This is a genomic window from Polaribacter sp. R2A056_3_33 (assembly GCF_019278485.1).
Lineage (GTDB): Bacteria > Bacteroidota > Bacteroidia > Flavobacteriales > Flavobacteriaceae > Polaribacter.
Genome location: NZ_CP058984.1, coordinates 3,482,311 through 3,503,498, shown reverse-complemented (window position 1 = coordinate 3,503,498; position 21,188 = coordinate 3,482,311). Strand labels below are relative to the sequence as shown.

Here is a 21,188-nt window from a genome sequence, read left to right as displayed (position 1 = left end):
ATACATCCGAATACGTATTAATATTACAGGTCTTTTATAAGTACAGAATAAACGAAAACAAATGTTTAGACATCAAGGTAAAAGCAGAACTTTAAAACATAATTTAAGAATTGCAACCATACTTTCTTTTGTAGCAGGTATTGTAAATGTGAGTGGTTTTTTAGCTTTCAAACAATTAACTACAAATGTTACAGGTCATTTTGCACTGTTTATATATGACGTAGCTAATTTTGATTTTTGGAAAGGAACGATTTACTTCCTCTATATTTTTTCGTTTTTATTTGGTTCTTTTTTATCTAGCTTTCTAATAGAAAGATACAGTGAGAACAAAAAACTAAATGTATTTGTATTGCCAACAGTTATTGAATGCCTTGTTTTAATTTCTATAGGGCTTGTTAGTAATTTTATGGAATTAGAATACGCAAACCTTATTACCTGTTTGTTACTTTTTGCTATGGGGTTACAAAACTCGTTTGTAACAAAAATTTCTAATGCAGTAGTAAGAACGACACATTTAACGGGTTTATTTACAGACTTAGGAATTGATCTTTCTTTATTATGTTTTCCTAAATTGGCACCACAAAAAAAATTACTGAAATCTAATATTAAACTTCGTGTTTACATTATTCTATTCTTTTTTGCAGGCGGATTAATAGGTGGGTTTTTCTATTCTAAATTAGATTTAAAATTAAACACTTTAATTCTAGCTGCACTGTTTTTATTAGCAAGCTTATTCTTTGATGATTTTAGGTATAAAGTTATAAAAACGAGGCGAAAATATTATCAAAAAAAGAAAGCCTAATATCGTATAAACTAAAGCATCCCTCCTATTAAATGAATTCTTTAGAAGGAATATAATTAACTGCATAGAATTTAGTTTAAAAATAACTGATATGTCTGGTTGAACTCAGTCGATACCTATTTAATAGTCTAATAGTTCTCCACTAAGCTCGAACTGACAATAATAAATTTAATCACTAAAAAAATATAATAAGTTGAATTAAATAAAGAGCATGTATTTACCTACTTCTAGACTTCTTTTTTTAAATCTTAAACAAAAAAAAAGGCTTCCTAAATAGAAAGCCCAAACTAAAGAAAAAAGAATACTATTAATTTCTTAATAGCTCTTTTTGTAAAATTGCTTCATTAATATTTACTTTAACGTATTTATGACTATTAAAAAATTTCTTTTTAGAAGCTAACTCAATTGTTGCTACTAGATTTCCATTTTTTTTCTCTTTGATTGATTTAATTTGAACTTTTTCTCCTTTTACATTTTTGTAATTTGCAAGCCCACCTTTTTTTATAATAAAGTTTGCTCTAGGAAAATCTATATGCTCATAATTATTATTACTCACCTCTCCAACAACAAAAACATCTCCTACTTTAATGTCTGAATTAGAATTTTGAGAATACATAATACTTGATAAAAAAACGAATAAAAAACTGAATAATAGGTTATACTTCATAAGAAAAAAAATTAATATTAGTAATAAATCAAAAATAACGAAAATCTATAAAATTACAATATCAATAAAATAAGAAATCTTTATTATTGAATAATTAAAAATTATCCTATAAAATAAACGATTTTAGCAATATTTAAGTTTTTTTTAAACAATTAAATTTGCATAATTCTCAATTTATTTTTAAGAAGTAAGTGCTATTGAAATGATGACACTTTTTAATAGTATAACACACTGATAAATAGCTGTTACAATATTTGTTATAAAAAAAACTATATTAGCTAAAGAATCGTTTTACACCTAAAAACACCTTCACCCCATAAAAAAATCCTATAAATGAGAAATATAATCTTCTACTTTTTACTTGTAACGATTACAATCGGATGTAAAAAAGGTATTGTTTACAATGATACAGTTCCTAAACATGATAGTTTAACGATTGCTTCTAAATTTGTAAATGAAGACCGAATCATTAATATTTGGACGCCACCAAATTACAACCAAACATTAGATAGCTTACCTGTTTTGTATATGCCTGACGGCGGAATTAAAGAAGATTTTCCGCATGTAGCAAATACATTAGCTAAATTAATTAAAGCAAACAAAATACCTCCTTATATTTTAGTAGGAATAGAAAACACCAAACGTGGAAGAGATTTATGTGGCCCCACAAATATTGAATATGATTTAAGTTATATACCAAATGCTGGTGGTGCAAACAACTTTAGAAATTTTATTAAAAATGAATTATTTACAGCAATTGATAAAAAATATAGAACAGCTACTAAAAAGGCTATTATTGGTGAATCTTTAGCAGGATTATTTGTGGTAGAAACCTTCCTTTTAGACAACAACATGTTTGATGCCTATATAGCAATAGATCCTTCTTTATGGTTTAATGAAAGCTACTTGGTGAATAATTTTGAGAACTTATCTAAAGACAATTATAATAACCAAAAAAAACTATGGTTTGCTGGTTCTGATGCTGTTGATATTTCTAAACACACCAAAACATTAAACAACAAATTAGAACAATCTGATAAGAACTTAATTTGGAAATATTCAGACGAACCAAACGAGCAACACAACACCATTTTTAGAGCTACCAAAGAAAAAGCATTAATCTGGGCGTTAAATAACTAATTAAACAACGTAATTAGTATTTATTACAAACAACAAAAAATGTCTATTACATTGCTGTAATAGACATTTCATCAAACTAAAAATTAACTTATTAATTTTCGCTTTCGCGGAAATACTAGTTTCTCTTATAAATACAAGAAAAAACCTTTATAAATTTCTTTCAATTAAAACGTGTACGTTATGGTTGCTTTGGCAAAAAACGGTGTTCCTGGTGTAAAATGAATTTCTTCTACAGCATCTGTTTCATTTTTTAACCTGCTTTCTGTTGCAAACTGAGTTTCATTCCACTCAACATCAAAAATATTTTCTAAAGCAACACCAAAAGTAACATCTTGATTCACTTTATAATTAATGTTAAAATCACTTACTACATATCCTTCTGCAGTAATAGTGTTATCCTCATTTGCTGCTCTATCGGCTAAATAACGGTAACGCAATCCACCAGAAAACTTCCCTAAATTAGTAAAAGACAAACCACCTGCCATTGTAAAACTTGGTGCTAACGGAATGTAATCTTCTCCGTCTTCTGCTTCTAAACTTCTTGCATGTGTAACTGTTGCATCTGTATCAAAATAAATATAATCTGTTAATTGGTAACGGATTCCTACATCCAATCCAAAACGCTCAGATTCTCCAGATGGTTCAACAATACCAGCATCACCAACATACACAAATTCTTCTTCAGAAAACAAATACCAAGCAGCCGTATTTACCACTAAATTTTTAGTAGGTTTCCAGATATTTCCTAGGTCTGCTCCGTATGCTCTTGGCAAAACTTTATCTGCATTTTCTTGTAAAACAACTCTTGCATCGTTAGAATGAAAACCAATTCCTGATTTTAAAAACCATTGTAAATTATCATTCTGCGTGTATAAAAAGTTCAATTTAGGATTTACAATTGCTTTTGTTTTACTCAATGTTTCATACGTTGTACTTAAAGCATCATTGTATAAAAACTTAAAATAATCTAAACGAACAGAAGGTGCTATTTTAAATTTTCCAATCTCAAATTCTGAGTTAAAAAACGCATATAAATTGCTTTGTTTTACATCTCCTAATTGAATGTTATTTAACAATTCGCTTCTGTTTTTTGTGTGTGATAATTCGTTATCAGAAATTAAATCGTAACGCAAACCAATCCCTTTTGTAAACTTAACCTCTACATTTCCATACTCTTTAGTACTAATGATCTTGGCATTCATTCCGTAGATACTTCTATCCTCAAATTGTTTAATTTGATCTCCGTTTACAGCATCCTCTAAAAAGAAAGTAAAGTTAGAATACAGTTCAAAATCGTATTTAGAATAAAATGTGTTTGCTTCTAAAATAGCACCATTATCTAATGTCTTTTGTAATTGCGCATTTAAATTAGATCTAGAAGTAGAACCACCTTCTGTATCATCAATAGAACCAAAACGATTAATCAAGCCGCTTTCTACAGCTCTAACGGGTACTTGACCAGAAGCATCCCAAGAACTTGTAAAGTGAGAAGCTGTTAGTGTTAACTTATCTCTTCCGTTTAAAAACGTATTGTATTTTGCAAAAAGATTCAATCTATTAAAGTTTTGCGGAGATTCATAAGCACCATCAAACTCTATATATTCTACAGCAACATACGCATCGTTGTTTTTAGAGTTTTCTAATAAATTAAACATACCAACGGTTCTTAAAGAGTTAAAATCTCCATAACCAACAGATATCATACTTTTATCAATAGCTGTTTTTGTATCAAAATTTACATAACCAGCAGTATTAAAATCTCCTTGATTTGCATAATAAGGTCCTTTTCCAAAATCTATTTTTTGTATGGTTTCTGGTATTACAAAATGTAAATCAGAATATCCTTGTCCGTGTGCATGAGAAACCATGTTTATTGGCATGCCGTCTATAGAAAGCGCAATATCTGTTCCGTGATCTATATCAAAACCTCTTAAAAATATTTGTTCTGCTTTTCCTCCTCCAGCATGCTGACCTATAAATAAACCAGGAACTTTTCTTAAAATTTCTTGAGAATTATTTACTGGATTTACTTGTACATCTATATTTGTTAAGGTTTGTAACGCATTTATTTCTTTACGCAATACCAATTCTTCTAATTGAAAAATTTTTGTTTCTAGGTTTATGGTAATTCCGTTTTTTAAATCTTGTTCAGTTACTTTTAATGTCTTTGTACCAAAACCTAAAATACTTATCTGTAATATATTATTTACAGTTGTTTTTTCAAGAATAAAACTTCCAGATTCATTTGTATGTGTATGTAAATTAGAATCTTGGTTGATAATATAAACGTTTTCTAAAGGTTCATTTAGCGGATTTAAAACAATCCCTTTTAACTGCTGACCGTAAGAATGTAAACAGCCTGTTATCACAAAAAATAGTAGTAATTTGTTCTTCATATTTTTAAAATTTTCGCGAATTTATATATTTTTTATGTTAATTTCTGTTAAAGGACCTAACTCTTATATAGCACTTATTAATTCAGTTTTTAATTTTTTGACTTCTTAAAAAAATCCATTCATTTTCATTTAAGGCAAGTGCACATAAATAGACATTCTAAGAATCTTTAATGCTACTTGCATGTCCATTATAATCAGCCAAATTGGTATAATTCCACTCCCTTAGATAGATGTTGCTTGTAAATTTTGAAATCTCCAAAGAAGTTTCTAAATATATAAGACGAAAAGATTGTCATGCTTTTAACAAAAGATGTTTTATTTTAATTATTTTTGAAATCCTTTGTAAACAGAGAGAAAACAGTTGAAAAAATACTACATTATTAAAATAAGAGTAGTATTGTAAAAGAAATTTATATAAAATTTGAAGAATAACGATAAAAACACTTCTTGGAAACACCGTATTCATGAAATTATTTATGAAGCCGACACAAAAGCTGGTAAATTATTTGATGTTGTCTTATTAATAGCCATTCTTGCTAGTATTTTATTAGTGATGCTAGAAAGTATTGAAAGCTTCGACACAAGGTATCACACTTTTTTAAACATAGCTGAGTGGGTTATTACCATCCTTTTTTCAATTGAATATATATTAAGAATTATCTCCATAAATAAACCTTTTAAGTATATCTTTAGTTTCTATGGTATTATAGACCTACTTTCTACCATTCCAAAATACCTTTCATTATTTTTAGTGGGCTCTCATCATTTAGCGGCTTTAAGAGCTTTACGACTGTTAAGAGTATTTAGAATATTAAAACTAGCGAGATATGTTGGTGCTTCTAATAGATTATTAATCGCTTTAAAAATGAGTAGAACCAAAATTTCGGTCTTCTTATATTTTGTAGTGATACTATGTGTTATTTTAGGTACAATTATGTACATGATAGAAGGTCCCGAAAACGGATTTACAAGCATACCCACAAGTGTTTATTGGGCAATAGTTACCTTAACAACTGTAGGTTATGGAGACATTGCTCCACACACACCTTTTGGTCAGTTTCTTGCAAGTATTATTATGATATTAGGATACGGTATTATAGCCATTCCTACAGGAATTGTTACAGCAGAAATGACAAAAAGCGCAAATAATAGCGTAGATACAAATACACAAGCTTGCCCAAATTGCTCAAAAGAAAACCATAAAGATGGTGCTCAATTTTGTTATAACTGTGGTAGTAAATTAAACTAAATGACTTCTAATAATTATTTAATTACCATTGTTGGTCCTACTGCAATTGGTAAAACAGCCTTAAGCATTCAATTAGCAAATCATTTTAAAAGCGCTATAATTTCTTGCGATTCTAGACAGTTTTATAAAGAAATGACCATTGGTACAGCAGTACCAGATGCAGATGAATTGGCAGCTGCAGAACATCATTTTATACAAAACAGAAGTATTTTTGAAGATTATAATGTAGGCTCTTTTGAAAGAGATGCCCTTGCAAAATTAAACGACCTTTTTAAAGAAAATTCAATTCAGATTATGGTTGGTGGTTCTGGTTTGTATGTAGATGCCGTTTTAAAAGGATTGGATTATTTCCCTGAAGTAGATCCTAAAATAAGAGAAGCCTTAACCCTTAAATTAGAAAAAGAAGGTGTAGCAGTATTGCAAGAACAATTAAAAGAATTAGACCCAGAAACTTACAATGTAATTGAATTACAAAACCCTAAACGGGTGATGAGAGCCTTAGAGGTTTGTATTGGTTCTGGCATTCCCTACTCCACTTTTAAAAACAAGCCCAAAGCACCTAGAAATTTTACTTCCATTAAAATAGGTTTAGACGCAGACAGAGAAATTATTTATAATCGTATTAATATGCGCGTAGATATCATGATAGAAAACGGCTTGTTAGAAGAAGCTAAAAACTTATATCCGCATAAAAGTCTAAACGCATTACAAACGGTTGGCTATAGAGAATTGTTCTCTTATTTTGATGGTAATTTTACCAAAGAATTTGCCATTTCAGAAGTTAAGAAAAATACCCGTAGGTTTGCAAAAAGACAAGGCACTTGGTTTAAAAGAGATGAAACAACCTTGTGGTTTGATTATCAAACTGACATAAACACTATTATTACTAAAATTTCTGATAAAATTAACATATCAAAACCGTAAAAACTTTTGTAATTCATTCGCTTTTATATCTTTGTTGCACAAAAAATCAAAATAACATGAAATCAAAAATTATATGTATTGCCTTTGCTTTAATTAGTTCTATTTCTATTGCACAATCTAAAGTCGGTACAGTAGATAGTGAATATATTATTAACCTAATGCCTGAAACAAAAATTGTATCAGAAAGATCTCAAAATTACGGAGCAAAATTAGATTCTTCTTTTACCATAAAAGTAGAAACTTATAAAGCTAAAATAGAAGCTTTTAGAAAGAATGAAAAAACGCTTGGAGAATTAGCAAAACAAGCTGAATACAAAGAATTAGCAGAAATGGAAGCTGATATTAAAAAATACCAGCAAAACGGAAACCAATTAATGCAATTAAAGCAAGACGAATTAATGAGACCTTTATATAAAAAATTAAGTAATGCTATTGCTACTGTAGCTAAAGCTGAAGGGTACACTCAAATTTTAACCATGACTGGTAACGAATTTGCTTACATTGATACTAAATTTGATATTACAGAATTAGTCTTAAAAAACTTAGGAATTGCAATTCCTGTTGCAGAAGGGAAATAAATTTTTCTCTCAAAATATTTACTATAAAGCCTCACAGAAATGTGAGGCTTTTTTTGTTAAAAGAAATAAATATTTCTATGACTCTATTAAACTTAAGATAGCTTTACGTGAAATCTCATTAGTTAAATTTTATAAATGATGTTCCTATAAGTGATTTCTCTAAAAGGTCGAAATTATAGAAGTCATCTAATTCGTGGACTATTTTGATTAAATACAAAGGGGCACTACACCGTTTATACTCTCATGTATCTTTTTTGGTTTTAATGATACAAACCCTCACAATTAGAGCACTTTTCGAGAGGAGTCCCATAGAGTTACTCTGGTTTTTGGTAATACTGTTATGCGACTTCTCTTAAAACCGAAATGACAAAAATAAAGTCTTTTTAAGGTTGATAATTAACAAATTACTGTTAATAAGTTAATCTATATAAACACCATATAAATTGTACTTTTATCATGAAAAATTCTTCCCTTATTTGCTATGAAAGAATTTCAAACAAAAAACTTAAATAATTGAGCATATTTCCCTAATAAAGGAAGATATGATGAGTTAAAGTAAGTATATAAACAAGTTGGCAAACATTTAAGAAAAACCGAAATCCGAATTGAAAAAAAGACATTTAATAATAATTTCGATTTTACTAATTATACTTTCCTTTTGGTTCGGAATGAAAGTAGAACGTGAATTTGCAAGTTGGGACGAAATTGGAAAACCAGTATTTGAAAGGGAACAAATTTACTTTCCGAATAAAAAAAGCTCTCTGTATCTGAAAAGTAAAAATTGGGGATTAACCTCTGACCATAAAGTTTCTGTGATTTCAACAAAAAGAGAAATGGAATTTCAACCTGACTCAATATCTGAATATATTTTTCACGGATTTGGTGGAATAATATACAAAACGGAAAATGATACGCTGAAAATCTACTCAACGCAAAAACCAAAAATCCCCCCGAAATTTGAATCTGAAATTAAAGTGGAAATAATAGAAATTAAGAATAATCCTGGATGGATTAAACTGAATAATAAAATAAAAAACGATTATCGAAAATTTGAATAAAAAACGATTTACCAATAAAGTGAATTTTTGAAACAGATGATTTATATTCAATACACAGCTAAACCTAAAACCGAACCAATAAATCCATCCGACGATGCTGGAGCCTATATAAATTGCTGGATAAATTATTCGGACATTGAAAAAGCGAAAATGATTGCGGAGGAAATGATTGACGAATCTGGCTGGATAGTAACTTCATTGGATAATGTGGAATTTATTACTCGTGAGTTTTATGCAAATGATACGGACGATTCTCACTCGAAATATTTTGACCAAGCCGAAATAGATAATGAAGTAATTGCTATTTTCAGTTATCCATTAGTCGATGAAGAAGAATAAAAACGATTTGCCAACACCGTATATAATTTATTGCTGGCTTCTTGCCTACTTACGAAAGTCCTCGCGGACTTTCTTTGTCCGTAATTATTTACTAAATTAGTTGCTTAAACCACGCAACAAACCATATACAAACACGTTACCCAACATTTGAACAATGTACTTTCCTGAAATAGGTTGACTAAAAATTAAACACTTAATTATAGTCACTTATGAAAACACAAAAACAACCTTGGCGAAAAAAAACGTACGAAAAAGCAACTTTAGAACTCAAATTATTCGTCGTTGACCAAATTCAGAATGGACAGATTTCCACAAACTTTGCTTCCAAAAAATATGATGTTCCTAGAACTACAATTGGGTATTGGATCAAAAAATATAGTACTTTAGTCCAACAAAATACAGGTATGAGTAAATTAGATGAGATTAAAAAACTAAAGGAACGTATTGAAGAATTGGAGTTTGTAAAGGAATTTCAACAAGATATTATTGCTGACATGGAAATCATTACTGGAGTCGATTTGTCAAAAAAGTCGTTGCCCAAAACATTAGCGAAAGAGATAGAACTAAAAAAGAAAAACCGTTTAAAAGAAAATGGTTCTATGAGTGTTTTGGGATTAGTAAACAAGCTTTCTACAAAAGACTCAAAACCCAAGAAAACAAACGACTAAACGATGAAAAAGTCATCGAAATGATACAGGAATATCGAAAATTAGTTGGTATGAGAACTGGCGGAATTAAGTTATATGATGAACTTAAACAAGACTTTATAAAACAAGGTATTAAAATAGGTAGAGACAAGTTGTACGATGTGTTAAGGCTTCACAATTTACTTGTTCCTAGGCTTAAAAACTATGTAACAACAACAAACTCTAATCATCAATTTAGAAAATATAAAAACCTAATTAAAGACCAAGTTCCTACTCGACCAGAACAACTATGGGTAAGCGATATAACATACATTAAAACAGACAATGGACACAATTACCTAGCAATCGTTACAGATGCATATTCTAAGCAAATTATGGGCTATAAATTAGATAACAACATGAAGACATCACTTTGTTCAGAAGCGCTAGAAATGGCTATTAAAAATAGAAAATACCCTGATAAAAAATTAATACATCATTCTGACAGAGGTTTTCAATACTGTAACCCCAAATACACAGCATTTGCAGAAGAAAATGGCATAATGATGAGCATGACAGAACAATATGATCCTTATGAAAACGCAATTGCAGAGCGAATTAATAGAACTTTAAAATATGAATATGGACTTAGAAATTGCATTAAAAACACTGCCATTGCTCAAGAAGTAACAAAACAAGCAGTATATATTTACAACAATTTAAGAACCCATTTTAGCTTAGAATTAAGAAAACCAGCTGAAGTACATTTAAATCCAAACATCAAATACAAATCATATCGAAGAAATAATGTAAATTTGACTGAACTAACAATTTGAAAACAAAACTAGTTCAAAATATTTTTTGCCTTCTAAACGGCTAAAAAAATTTTTTGAACGGTATAAATTAACCTAAAAAAAGGTCAACCTATATCAGTATAATACAATTGACCTCAATAAGTGAAATTAAAATTTAATGGATAAAAGTATAATCGGAATTTTTTTTGCGCTTGGAATAAGTTTCTTTATTCTTTATTCGAGAAAAGCAAAATGGATGACACCCAAGAAGGTTTGGTTTTTCTGTTTAGGATTTTTGATTGTCGGAATTTTTGGCTTATTATTAAAAAATGAGTTAAGAAATGAAAGATTAATGTATTTTGGATTCTGTGTTCCTTTAGTATATTGGATTTTTGACAGATTATTTAAAAAACTGAGTGAAAAAATTCACAATAGAGATTTTATTCTCTTCTTAAGAAATTCGAGTGAAATTGATTATGGATTTTCAGCTGAAAATCCACACGTTAAAACCTCCGATAAATTATTTTCATTTGGGCTTTTAATAATTATTATTGGAACTTTATTTATCGGTATGAAAACATTATGAAAAAAAACGTTTTACAACAGCAATGAACACAGATAAATCAAACGAATTTCCTCATATAAAATTTGGTTCTCGTGGAGAAGGAATTTATTATAATCTGAATGGAAAAGAATATGGTTTCGATTCAACTTGTTTTGGTGGAATAAATATCTGTTTGAGAGATTTAAGCGATACGAATTTGGGCGAAAACCAAAAGACTAAAATCTTTATGAAAATTATTCAATTCGTAAATGAAAGAGAAAATGACAAACCAATAATCTCTTACAATACTGACGAAAAAGATTCGGAATTGTGGAAGAAACTGACAGCTGAATTTAGTTCGCAAATTAAGGATGTTGAAATAACAAATAATGAAGAAGCGAATCAAACTTGGTATGAAAGTATGAAAGCTGATTTAGAAACGGGATTAACCGAAATCAATATCAGAAGTCTGAAAATAAAAACAATTAAGGATTTAGACAAACATTGGAATAAAATAAAATTTACGAAAGATGGTGAATCAAACGAAAAAGTCACTTTTTGGGACAAAATAAAAGCAAAACTGAAATAAAAACGTTTTACAACACCGTATAAACTTTATTGCTGTTTTTAGCTCACTTGGGAAATTCCTTCGGAATTTCGCCGTTCGTGTTTTATTTAGTAATTTCATTGCTTAAACCACCCAACAAAGCTTATACAACAACGTTAGGCGTAATGTCAAAAAAAACGAACGTAATAAAATGATATTAAGTAATATAAAAGATAATTTTTATAGTTTTTTAAAATTACAGAAAGACGAACTTAAACGTGAAGAGTTAAATGATTATTCTTTTAAAGTTTATAAATATTTAAAAAGACATAACAAAGAGTTCTTAAAAAATATATCATTAGAAAAATCGAATTTTGGAAAAAAGTATATTTCAATTGAACTAAAACCAAAAAATGAAAATACTGTTGCTAATTTATACTTTGAAACTGAAAATAACGAATTAACTGTTGGGTTTGGTAATTTTCATAGCCATTATGATAATTTTGCAGAACTGAACTTCAAAAAGGAACTGAAAAAAGCATTTGAAAATTTTTATAAATTATTAAAAGACGAATTGTTTGTTGTTTCTGCTGGTGGTGGAGCATCAACACTTTTGACAAATAAAGAAATAGAAATTCTTGAAAGTGGGAAAAATCTTGAACATTTTAATTATGATTGTATTACATATTATATAACTTCGTGGAGCGGGAAACACGACAGAACATTTAAAAAACCAAGTTGAAAAAAGAAGTATTGAAAAGTAAAAACACTACGCCTAACACCGTTGTAAATAATGCGTGAAACCACTCAAACTGTAAAAATCTGAAATTGAAAAAATTGACTATTAAGAGATTAATCTTTGCCATTTTGACTCTACAAATAGGTTTGAATTTACTTATTGGAGATTTTATGTTGGAAAAGCAGATGTTTAATGAATTTAAGGAATTTAGTGAAAGAAGACTTTCAAATAAGTATAATGTTGAAAATGATTCTATTTGGGAAAGGTTTTACTTTGCTTCTTGTGGAGATGAATTCTTTAGAGATATTGAAAAAGTTGAAAAAATTGTAAACGAAACTAACCCTAAAAGATATAAAAAAGGAAATTCAGCTTCAGTTCAAAAATCGGAATTTTACAGAAATCATCTTGAGTTTTATTACGAAAAAATTAAAGAAGAAAATGTTTATAATATCATACGTTTTGGAGCTTGTAAAATCAATGAAATTCCATTTTTTTATACAAAAGTTGAGTTAGTTGAGAGTTTTTCAACACATAAAGATTTTCACGCTATGTTTTATAACGAACAAATGTTGAATTATAAAGTGAATTATATTTGGGTAATTTTTAAGTGGGTTAGAATTAGAAAAATAAATGAAACATATTGAAACTAAAAAAACACTATTTACAACACCGTATAAACTTTATTGCTGTTTATAGCTCACTTGGGAAATTCCTTCGGAATTTCGCCGTTCGTGTTTTATTTACTAAATTCACTGCTTAAACAACGCAACAAAGCTTATACAACAACGTTAGGCAAAATATACAAGATGAATAAAGAACTTTCCAATAAATTAAAAGAATTACAAAATGAAGATGAGAAACTAATTAATATTGGAAAAACTCTAATTAAAAAAATAGGACATACTGAATTTACTTTATTCTGTGTTTCTGTTTTGAATAGAACAGTTAACTTAAATAGAGGCTACATTACACTAGTAGAAGACAGCAATTATATTGCTGCTGCACCTCTAGTTAGACTTAACTTAGATAGTTTATTACGAATATTTGCGTCGATTCAATCAGAATTTAATGTTGAAGTTTTTGCAAAGAAAGTTCGTCAAGGCGTTAAAATTCGTGATATGACTTATCACAAAAATCAAAAACAAAATTTAACTGACACAAAATTAGTGAAGTTAATTAAAGAAATTAAAGGTTTCAAATGGGTGAAAAAAATCTATGATGCGGGAAGTGGATATGTACACCTAAGTAATCAACATTTTTATTCCTCAGTAAGAATAAAAGACTCTGAACAAATTGAAGGAGGAATACGAAAAACAGATGAATTTGTATCAATAGATGAAAAAATTGCAGGAACCTATTATATGATTCAGAGTTCAAAAGGAATTAGAATATTCATAGGAGATATATTAGAAAACATATAAATACTTTGCCTAACACCGTATAAACTTTATTGCTAGTTATAGCTCACTTGGGAAAGTCCTCGCGGATTTTCTTGGTTCGTGTTTTATTTACTAACTTTAGTGCTTAAACCACGCAACTTTTCTTAAACAACAACGTTAGGTAAAATAAAAAAAATGAAAATAGGAACTATTACAATTACTTTTTTATTATTAGTCAATTCTGTTTATTCTCAAAAAGAAGTTGTAGCAAATGATTTTGGGAAAAACTATAATGGAGTATCTTTTGGAATATTAAAAAATAATGGGGTTGCATTAGTTGATACTCTTGGAAACGTTACAGCTGAAAAGATCACATTTAAAAAATACGATAAGAATTTAACAACCTTCAGTTTTTATGAAGGTGTTACTTATGATTTTGACAATAATACGAAACTATATAGATTAATTGATTTTAACAAAAATCCAATTACCGAGTATAAATTTAAAGAAATAAAACCTTTCATTACTGATAATACTTGGGCAATTACGAATGACGATAAAGAAGTATTTATTGACTTAAAAGGAAACATAATATGTGATTACAACCAAAAGGAAATAAATAAACAATTAGGTTTAAATGAATTGTCTTCAAGTATGAAAGTCTTTGAAGCAATGAGCAGTAAGAAAGTTGAAATGTTTTATGATGGATTAAAACAAATTAAGAATCGAAAAACTAAAAAAATAGGCTTTTTGAATAAATCTAATAAAATTGTAATTACACCAGAATATGACAAATCTTCAAATTTTTCTAATGGATTAGTTGCAGTTTGTAAATTATCAGGAAACTATTATTTATGGGGATTTATTGACTCAAAAAATAATGAAAAAATCTCTTTTAAATATACCCAAAAACCTGGTGATTTTCATTCTAACAGAGCTATTGTTACAAATAAAGAAAGGAAAAAAGGTTATATTGATAGTAATGGAGAATTAATTATTCCTGCAAAATATGATGATGTAACTGATTTTTATAAAGGCTTTGCTTTAGTGAAAGACAGTTATTATTCTTCAGATGTCAAATTAATTGACATAAATGGTAAAATTATCAATTCATTTGATAAAGAAATTGAAGTAAAAGCTACTAAATCAAATTTAATTTCTTTAGTTAATGAACAAAAAACGATTGCAGTATTAAGGTCTAATAGAAAAACAGTAATTATAAATTCTAAAAAGGAAATTGTAAGTAAACAGTTTGCCAAAATAATAAACTTAATAAATGGAAAAGCTTTTGCAATAAACTATGATTCTAAAGGAATTAGTGAAAAAGGGTTAATAAACACAAAAGGAGAATTTATAGTTAAAATAATAAAATCTGAATTCTAAAAATTACTTTACCAAACACCGTATAAACTTTATTGCTGGCTATTTGCTTACTTGCGAAATTCCTCGCAGACTTTCTTGGTCTGTAATTATTTAGTAACTTTACTGCTAAACCAACGCAACGAAATCATACACAACAACGTTGTCAATAATATGAAACAAAGATTATCATTTACATATTTAATTTTTATTTTTATAAATACTCTTTTTGTAGTTAAATATGTTAGCAGAATAGATGTTTTAAATGGCTACGTAGTAGCCTTTATTTATACATTATTGATATCAATAATTAGTATTGTATACATTCGATTAAATTTAAAGAATTATTATAAACCTTTGTTTTATATTACTTCTATACTCTTCTTTGTTTTTACAATTTATATAAACATTAATGTAGATGGTAATTCGCTTATGGTGGACAGATGGTCAGCAATGGAAGTTGGTGTAAAAGCTCTTTTAAATGGAGAGTATCCTTATTCTGCAGTAGACCATTTGAATGGAAGAACTTCAAATTTACCTACCCTTCTTTTCATTGGAATTCCATTCTATTTTTTAGGTAATATTGGATTTTTACAATCCTTTGCATTTTTATTATTTATTTATATTATATCGAAAGTATTTAACACTTATAAGGAAAGGCTATTATGTTTATTACTTTTAATAGGTTCACCTTCATACCTTTGGGAAATATATGTTAAAAGTGATTTGATGTCTAATTTTATTATAATTTTAGCTGTTGTTGTTGTTATGCAAGATAGAATTTTTAGAAACATAAAAAACAACACACTATTAGAATCATTTTTATTGACATCCTTGGTAATGACCAGAATTACTGCTATTATCCCAATTTCAATATTATTTTTCAAGCACTTTTACAGATTTTCCGTACAAAAAAAGATAACTTTTATAGCAGTATCTTTAGCTACCATTATATTATTTTCATATATCTGTTTTAACAAAGTTAGCAGTTTGGAACACTTTTATAAACATAATCCTTTTGAACTTCAAAACAGACAATTACCTAGCATATTAAGTCTTATTTTAATTATAGCGCCAATGATATATTCTTTTCGAGCAAAAAACATAAAATCAATAATATATTTGATCGTTATTTTTCTATTACTACCTGTATCAATAGCATTCTTTACATCAATTTATTATAGTGGATTTAAGGCAACTCTATTTGATTCAAGTTTTGATATTAGTTATTTTAATATGGTATTGCCCTTCTTGTTATTGTCTTTGACATTTGATTATAAAATACTATTGCCAACAATGGATAAAAATAATAGCGATTTAGTCGCTAAAACCAAAGTATTGAAAATATAAAAAAGGTATTTGTTAATCCGGAAAGTTAGTGAATGAAAATCCGCTACTATTCTTATACATCAACGTAGCCAATTTGAAAAAACGAAACGCTGAATGAAAACCGAATATATAAATAGTGTAAAAAAGCAATTTGAATATTACAAATCTGTCGGAGAAAAAACATTTGACCAATTAGAGGAAAAATACCTTTTTTGGCAGTTTAACGAAGACTCAAACTCAATTGCAATAATCGTAAACCACCTTTGGGGAAATATGAAATCTCGCTGGAACGATTTTTTGACCTCTGACGGAGAAAAAGAATGGCGGAAAAGAGATTTGGAATTTGAATCGGTGATAAAAACTAAAAATGAATTGCTTGAAAAATGGAATGACGGATGGAAATGTCTGTTCGATGCGTTAGACTCTGTGAACGAAGATAATTTTGAAACAAAAGTTTATATCAGAAATCAGGAACACTCAATTTTGGAAGCTATAAATCGACAATTTGCTCATTATCCTTATCATATCGGGCAGATTGTTTACATAGGAAAAATGATTAAAGGAAACGAATGGAAAAGTTTGACTATCCCGAAAGGAAAATCAAATGAATTTAACAAAGACAAATTTTCAAAAGGGAAACATAAGGGACATTTCTCTGATGACTTAAAAAATTAAAAAACTTGCTACAACAATGGCTATAATAAGCAATTGCTTGTTCTCGCCTACTTCTGAAAATCCTCACGGATTTTCAGTTTAGTGTGTACTTGCAAAGTTTAGTGCTAAACCACGCAACTACTAATCGCCGAGACCGTTAGCTGCAATTGCTCACTCATACTCAGAATTAACTTTATGATAAAAGAAATATTTGAAATTGAACCGATACAAAAAAACTCACTAATCATATTTTTAGGAATATTATTTTTAAGTTTTTACAATTATATATTTTTAAACATAATATTCTTGAAGAGGGAATTTTTATAACTGTCGGAGTTTCATTAGCAATTTCAATTTGTTGGGTCATACTTAATATTTTATCAGTTTTTATATTTTTTTACTTAATAGCTGGAAAGGGCAATAATTCTGAATTGTTTTATGATAGAATTGTTTTTTTTGTTGGAATATTAGTTCTTTTTTGGATTTCATTACTCACATATATTGGTTATGAATTTAAATTAAGTTTAAAAGAGTTTTTAAGAATGTCTATAATAGTGACTTTTGTAAGAACATTTTTATGGTTTATATTAAATTTATTTAGCGAAAGAAAAGAAAAAGACCAATTGATATTGAAATTAATTCTATAACAATAATTTTATAAAATATGTTTTTTTTCATTTTACTTGAATCTTAATTAATAATCTGAATTGAAAAAACTACAGCGAACAAAGTACTGTGGTAAAAAACAAGAAAAACTCATTAATTTTTCACTAAAACACTTCTATAATTATTATCATAAGTTAATCCCGATTTAGCGATAGCAAAAGCCTGTTTTAATAGCTTCTAAAAGAAGTTTGAAACTAATATTAAATTGTAACTGAAGATGAAATTAATTATTATTAAATAACTATATAATATTTTCTTCTCATTTACTTTAGTTCTTGAATCATTATATTTAAAGTATAACAGCTAAAAACAAAAAAAAGCAACTCAATGAGTTGCTTTTTTCAATATATAAAACCTATTCTTTAATGTTTATTTGTCTTCAACAACGCTGGAAACCTCTTTTTAAATTTATTTAATCTTGGTATAGAAACCGCTTTTATATACCCTTGATTCGGATTTCTACGTTCAAAATCTTGGTGATACTCTTCTGCTTTATAGAATTTTTTAAGCTTGGTAACTTCGGTTGCTATTTTACCATTGTACACTTCTGCATTTAATTTTTCAATCATTTTTTCTATAATTGCCTTTTCTGCTGCAGTTTCATAAAAAGCAATAGATCTGTATTGAGTTCCGTAATCTGGATGCTGTCCATTTTTTGTTGTTGGATCTTGAGAACCAAAAAACACGGTAACTAACGTTTCAAAAGAAACTTTTTCGGGGTTGTAATACACTGCTACAGTTTCTGAATGTCCTGTTTTACCAGTTCCAATACTTTTATATGTTGGGTTTAACGTATGTCCGCCAGCATAACCAGAAACAGCTTCTTCTACTCCACTTACACTTTCAAAAATAGCTTCTACACACCAAAAACAGCCACTTGCAAAATACGCGACTTTGGTATTTTCTTTAGCGGTATACCTTGCTTTGGTTTCAGTTTGAGTTTCTTTTTTATCAGTAAAACCGAAACAAGAAATTAATAATATTGATAAACTTAAAAAGGTAACAGACTTTAAAATATTCATTTTACTTAAGGATTAGGGTTAAAAAGAAAATTGCACAAAAGACAGTTGGTTGATCTTTAGTACAATTTTCCGAACTTTTAATTAAAAAAATCCCAAGGGTTATATCTTTAATATACCCTTAGAAACATTCAATCCCATTATTTGGGAATCAAATTTAATTTTAACTTACCTAAGTAGTCGTTATAAATATACATATTTTACACGTTGTTTACAACTTTAGGTTTTTATTAAGAAAATATCTTGTAAAAAATACCTGATACCCCTATTTTTGTTGAATAATTTAGTCACAAAATAAACCGGTCTCGTTAAGCGAAGCAGAAAGTTTACTAATTTTTTAAACTTATAATGCCTTTTTTAATCAAAATTTATTTTTGATTTATAAGAACACTTAAAAAGACTTTAACAATATACAATCTATTATACATGGAGCATTTTATAGTTTCTGCGCGTAAATATCGTCCACAAGTTTTTGCGGATGTTGTTGGGCAACAAGCCATTACAAACACGTTAGAAAAGGCTATAAAAAACAATCATTTGGCGCAAGCCTTGTTGTTTACAGGTCCACGTGGAGTTGGTAAAACTTCTTGTGCTAGAATATTGGCAAAAAACATTAATCAACAAGATGCAGAAGTTTCTGCAGATGAAGATTTTGCTTTTAATATTTTTGAGCTGGATGCTGCTTCTAACAACTCTGTTGATGATATTAGAAGTTTAACAGACCAAGTTCGTATTCCGCCACAAACCGGTAAGTATAAAGTATATATTATAGATGAGGTACACATGTTATCTCAGGCAGCTTTTAATGCTTTTTTAAAGACGTTAGAAGAACCACCTGCACATGCTATTTTTATTTTAGCAACTACAGAAAAGCATAAAATTATACCGACAATTTTATCTCGTTGTCAGATTTTCGATTTTAAAAGAATTGGTGTTTTAGACGCTAAAAATTACCTAAAAGTAATTTGTGAAAAAGAAAATATTACGGCAGAAGATGATGCTTTGCATATTATCGCTCAAAAAGCGGATGGCGCAATGCGTGATGCTTTATCTATTTTTGATAGAGTTGTTAGTTTTTCTGGAAACAATTTAACCCGTGAAGCTGTTACCGAAAACCTAAATGTATTAGACTACGAAACGTATTTTAATATGACAGATTTAATGTTAACCAACAAAATACCACAAGTATTAAATGCTTTTAATACTATTTTAGCAAAGGGTTTTGAAGGACATCATTTTATAAACGGATTGGCAAGTCATTTTAGAGATTTACTAGTTGCTAAAGACAAAGCTACTTTAGAACTGTTAGAAGTTGGTGATGCTGCTAAAAAGAAATACTTAGAACAAGCCACCAAGGCAAGCATTCCGTTTTTAATGCAATCTATAGAAAAAGCAAATCAGTGTGATTTGAATTATAGAGCAAGTAAAAATCAGCGACTGCTGGTAGAATTAACCATTATGCAAATTGCCTCTATCACTTTTGATGGAGAAAAAAAAAAACCAGCTAACTACATAATTCCTGCTACATTTTTTCAGGCACTTTCTCCTGCTGTAAAAGAGGCTGCAAAACTGGTTGAGAAAAAAATTGAAAAACCTGTTATTGCACAAGCTCCAAAGGTTGAACCACCTAAACCTAGAATAAAACCAATATTAAAATCTGTTGGTAGGCGTGCATCTTCGTTATCCTTAAAAAGTATTCACGAAAAAAAGGTAGAAAAGAAAGCGGTTGTAGAAGAAAATTTCGACAACCATCCAAAAGACTTTTTTACAGAAGAAGCTTTACAGACTCTATGGAAAGAGTATGTTGCGCTGTTAATTCAAAAAGGAGAGCGTAGTATGGCTTCTATTGTAGGAACAGACGCACCACAATTAGGTAAAAACTATAAAATATCTTTTTCGGTACCTAATAAGTTAATGGAAGAGCAATTTAAGAAAGGAAGATCTGAATTGATAAATTTCTTAAGAAAAAAACTTAACAATTATGGTATCAGTCTTGATGTTCGCTTAAACGAAACCATAGAAAAGAAGTTTGCCTACACTCCGCAAGAGAAATATAATAAGATGAAAGAAATAAACCCTCTTATAGACAAACTACGTCAGGCTTTTGAGTTAGACATGTAACAATACTTCGATTATTGTTACTTATAAATGTAATAATAACAACCTGTTTTTTGATCATCATTTAAAAGAAAGGAAACGAAAGACTAGAAATGCTCTTAAAATTTTAGAGTTGTAAAAATATACTTCTGAAATAATAAAAGATACTAAAGAGATTGAAGATAGTTATATTGTTTGAGTTTTTGTGTTTTATTAAATAGTATTCTAATAAGTGAAAACTGGGCAGTTTTAAGCGTCTTAAACTGCACCCTTCGACAGACT

21 protein-coding genes are annotated in these 21,188 nt (G+C 28.8%); 18 read left to right on the top strand and 3 right to left on the bottom strand.

The window, feature by feature from the left end:
- Positions 1–61 precede the first annotated feature (61 nt).
- The gene (locus tag H0I29_RS14710) at positions 62–802 is read left to right on the top strand and encodes a YoaK family protein (RefSeq protein WP_218753009.1); all 741 of its coding nucleotides are present in this window, start codon (positions 62–64) and stop codon (positions 800–802) included.
- A gap of 307 nt (positions 803–1,109) precedes the next feature.
- On the opposite strand, the gene H0I29_RS14705 is transcribed toward H0I29_RS14710, so the two are convergent.
- Entirely contained in the window at positions 1,110–1,469 is a 360-nt protein-coding gene (locus tag H0I29_RS14705) for a dihydroorotase (protein ID WP_218753008.1), read from the bottom strand.
- Between the two features lie 333 nt (positions 1,470–1,802).
- Here H0I29_RS14705 and H0I29_RS14700 point away from each other — a divergent pair, with 333 nt between their 5' ends.
- Complete coding sequence (locus H0I29_RS14700; RefSeq protein ID WP_218753007.1) at positions 1,803–2,609, top strand: alpha/beta hydrolase; 807 nt, start codon at positions 1,803–1,805, stop codon at positions 2,607–2,609.
- Positions 2,610–2,773: 164 nt separating this feature from the next.
- Here the strand turns inward: H0I29_RS14700 and H0I29_RS14695 are convergent, their stop codons facing one another.
- Entirely contained in the window at positions 2,774–5,005 is a 2,232-nt protein-coding gene (locus tag H0I29_RS14695) for a TonB-dependent receptor (protein ID WP_218753005.1), read from the bottom strand.
- A 421-nt stretch (positions 5,006–5,426) separates the two neighbouring features.
- Here H0I29_RS14695 and H0I29_RS14690 point away from each other — a divergent pair, with 421 nt between their 5' ends.
- From H0I29_RS14690 to H0I29_RS14620, 15 genes are all read left to right on the top strand, one after another.
- Positions 5,427–6,254, top strand: coding sequence for an ion transporter (locus H0I29_RS14690; protein ID WP_218753004.1), 828 nt, complete (start codon positions 5,427–5,429; stop codon positions 6,252–6,254).
- Entirely contained in the window at positions 6,255–7,178 is a 924-nt protein-coding gene (gene miaA, locus H0I29_RS14685) for a tRNA (adenosine(37)-N6)-dimethylallyltransferase MiaA (protein ID WP_218753003.1), read from the top strand. It begins immediately after the preceding gene.
- 56 nt (positions 7,179–7,234) lie between these two features.
- Positions 7,235–7,756, top strand: coding sequence for an OmpH family outer membrane protein (locus H0I29_RS14680; protein ID WP_218753002.1), 522 nt, complete (start codon positions 7,235–7,237; stop codon positions 7,754–7,756).
- Positions 7,757–8,424: 668 nt separating this feature from the next.
- On the top strand, positions 8,425–8,814 hold the full coding sequence (locus tag H0I29_RS14675; protein ID WP_218753001.1) for a hypothetical protein: 390 nt from the start codon (positions 8,425–8,427) through the stop codon (positions 8,812–8,814).
- Positions 8,815–8,850: 36 nt separating this feature from the next.
- Entirely contained in the window at positions 8,851–9,153 is a 303-nt protein-coding gene (locus tag H0I29_RS14670; protein WP_218753000.1) for a hypothetical protein, read from the top strand.
- A 209-nt stretch (positions 9,154–9,362) separates the two neighbouring features.
- Entirely contained in the window at positions 9,363–9,821 is a 459-nt protein-coding gene (locus tag H0I29_RS14665) for a helix-turn-helix domain-containing protein (RefSeq protein ID WP_025566198.1), read from the top strand.
- Positions 9,767–10,615: an IS3 family transposase gene (locus H0I29_RS14660; protein WP_254712738.1), complete on the top strand. Its 849-nt coding sequence runs from the start codon at positions 9,767–9,769 to the stop codon at positions 10,613–10,615. Before H0I29_RS14665 ends, H0I29_RS14660 begins: the two co-directional genes overlap by 55 nt.
- 136 nt (positions 10,616–10,751) lie before the next feature.
- Positions 10,752–11,159, top strand: coding sequence for a hypothetical protein (locus H0I29_RS14655; RefSeq protein WP_218752999.1), 408 nt, complete (start codon positions 10,752–10,754; stop codon positions 11,157–11,159).
- A gap of 22 nt (positions 11,160–11,181) precedes the next feature.
- A complete protein-coding gene (locus H0I29_RS14650; RefSeq protein WP_218752998.1) occupies positions 11,182–11,706 on the top strand; it encodes a hypothetical protein in 525 nt (174 codons plus the stop codon).
- A gap of 169 nt (positions 11,707–11,875) precedes the next feature.
- On the top strand, positions 11,876–12,406 hold the full coding sequence (locus H0I29_RS14645; protein WP_218752997.1) for a hypothetical protein: 531 nt from the start codon (positions 11,876–11,878) through the stop codon (positions 12,404–12,406).
- A 95-nt stretch (positions 12,407–12,501) separates the two neighbouring features.
- Positions 12,502–13,047 (top strand): hypothetical protein, encoded by a 546-nt coding sequence (locus tag H0I29_RS14640; RefSeq protein WP_218752996.1) that lies wholly within the window; start codon positions 12,502–12,504, stop codon positions 13,045–13,047.
- 162 nt (positions 13,048–13,209) lie between these two features.
- A complete protein-coding gene (locus tag H0I29_RS14635; RefSeq protein ID WP_218752994.1) occupies positions 13,210–13,824 on the top strand; it encodes a hypothetical protein in 615 nt (204 codons plus the stop codon).
- 153 nt (positions 13,825–13,977) lie between these two features.
- Positions 13,978–15,165, top strand: a complete 1,188-nt coding sequence (locus tag H0I29_RS14630; RefSeq protein WP_218752992.1) for a WG repeat-containing protein — start codon at positions 13,978–13,980, stop codon at positions 15,163–15,165.
- 150 nt (positions 15,166–15,315) lie between these two features.
- Positions 15,316–16,491 carry a hypothetical protein gene (locus tag H0I29_RS14625; RefSeq protein ID WP_218752991.1) on the top strand — a complete coding sequence of 392 codons (1,176 nt, stop codon included), beginning with the start codon at positions 15,316–15,318 and terminating at the stop codon, positions 16,489–16,491.
- Between the two features lie 93 nt (positions 16,492–16,584).
- The gene (locus tag H0I29_RS14620) at positions 16,585–17,145 is read left to right on the top strand and encodes a DUF1572 family protein (protein WP_218733598.1); all 561 of its coding nucleotides are present in this window, start codon (positions 16,585–16,587) and stop codon (positions 17,143–17,145) included.
- Positions 17,146–18,152: 1,007 nt separating this feature from the next.
- Here the strand turns inward: H0I29_RS14620 and msrA are convergent.
- On the bottom strand, positions 18,153–18,812 hold the full coding sequence (gene msrA, locus H0I29_RS14615; RefSeq protein WP_218752990.1) for a peptide-methionine (S)-S-oxide reductase MsrA: 660 nt from the start codon (positions 18,810–18,812) through the stop codon (positions 18,153–18,155).
- Positions 18,813–19,235: 423 nt separating this feature from the next.
- Here msrA and dnaX point away from each other — a divergent pair, with 423 nt between their 5' ends.
- Positions 19,236–20,930 carry a DNA polymerase III subunit gamma/tau gene (gene dnaX, locus H0I29_RS14610; RefSeq protein WP_218752989.1) on the top strand — a complete coding sequence of 565 codons (1,695 nt, stop codon included), beginning with the start codon at positions 19,236–19,238 and terminating at the stop codon, positions 20,928–20,930.
- Positions 20,931–21,188: the final 258 nt, after the last annotated feature.

Excerpts from the sequence above, each read along its gene's own strand:
- H0I29_RS14670 (WP_218753000.1), top strand. The coding sequence starts at position 8,851 with ATGATTTATATTCAATACACAGCTAAACCTAAAACCGAACCAATAAAT.
- H0I29_RS14630 (WP_218752992.1), top strand. The coding sequence starts at position 13,978 with ATGAAAATAGGAACTATTACAATTACTTTTTTATTATTAGTCAATTCT.
- H0I29_RS14700 (WP_218753007.1), top strand. The coding sequence starts at position 1,803 with ATGAGAAATATAATCTTCTACTTTTTACTTGTAACGATTACAATCGGA.
- H0I29_RS14635 (WP_218752994.1), top strand. The coding sequence starts at position 13,210 with ATGAATAAAGAACTTTCCAATAAATTAAAAGAATTACAAAATGAAGAT.
- dnaX (WP_218752989.1), top strand. The coding sequence starts at position 19,236 with ATGGAGCATTTTATAGTTTCTGCGCGTAAATATCGTCCACAAGTTTTT.
- H0I29_RS14645 (WP_218752997.1), top strand. The coding sequence starts at position 11,876 with ATGATATTAAGTAATATAAAAGATAATTTTTATAGTTTTTTAAAATTA.
- H0I29_RS14705 (WP_218753008.1), bottom strand. The coding sequence starts at position 1,469 with ATGAAGTATAACCTATTATTCAGTTTTTTATTCGTTTTTTTATCAAGT.
- msrA (WP_218752990.1), bottom strand. The coding sequence starts at position 18,812 with ATGAATATTTTAAAGTCTGTTACCTTTTTAAGTTTATCAATATTATTA.
- H0I29_RS14655 (WP_218752999.1), top strand. The coding sequence starts at position 10,752 with ATGGATAAAAGTATAATCGGAATTTTTTTTGCGCTTGGAATAAGTTTC.
- H0I29_RS14675 (WP_218753001.1), top strand. The coding sequence starts at position 8,425 with ATGAAAGTAGAACGTGAATTTGCAAGTTGGGACGAAATTGGAAAACCA.
- H0I29_RS14625 (WP_218752991.1), top strand. The coding sequence starts at position 15,316 with ATGAAACAAAGATTATCATTTACATATTTAATTTTTATTTTTATAAAT.
- H0I29_RS14665 (WP_025566198.1), top strand. The coding sequence starts at position 9,363 with ATGAAAACACAAAAACAACCTTGGCGAAAAAAAACGTACGAAAAAGCA.
- H0I29_RS14620 (WP_218733598.1), top strand. The coding sequence starts at position 16,585 with ATGAAAACCGAATATATAAATAGTGTAAAAAAGCAATTTGAATATTAC.
- H0I29_RS14695 (WP_218753005.1), bottom strand. The coding sequence starts at position 5,005 with ATGAAGAACAAATTACTACTATTTTTTGTGATAACAGGCTGTTTACAT.
- H0I29_RS14710 (WP_218753009.1), top strand. The coding sequence starts at position 62 with ATGTTTAGACATCAAGGTAAAAGCAGAACTTTAAAACATAATTTAAGA.
- H0I29_RS14680 (WP_218753002.1), top strand. The coding sequence starts at position 7,235 with ATGAAATCAAAAATTATATGTATTGCCTTTGCTTTAATTAGTTCTATT.
- H0I29_RS14650 (WP_218752998.1), top strand. The coding sequence starts at position 11,182 with ATGAACACAGATAAATCAAACGAATTTCCTCATATAAAATTTGGTTCT.
- miaA (WP_218753003.1), top strand. The coding sequence starts at position 6,255 with ATGACTTCTAATAATTATTTAATTACCATTGTTGGTCCTACTGCAATT.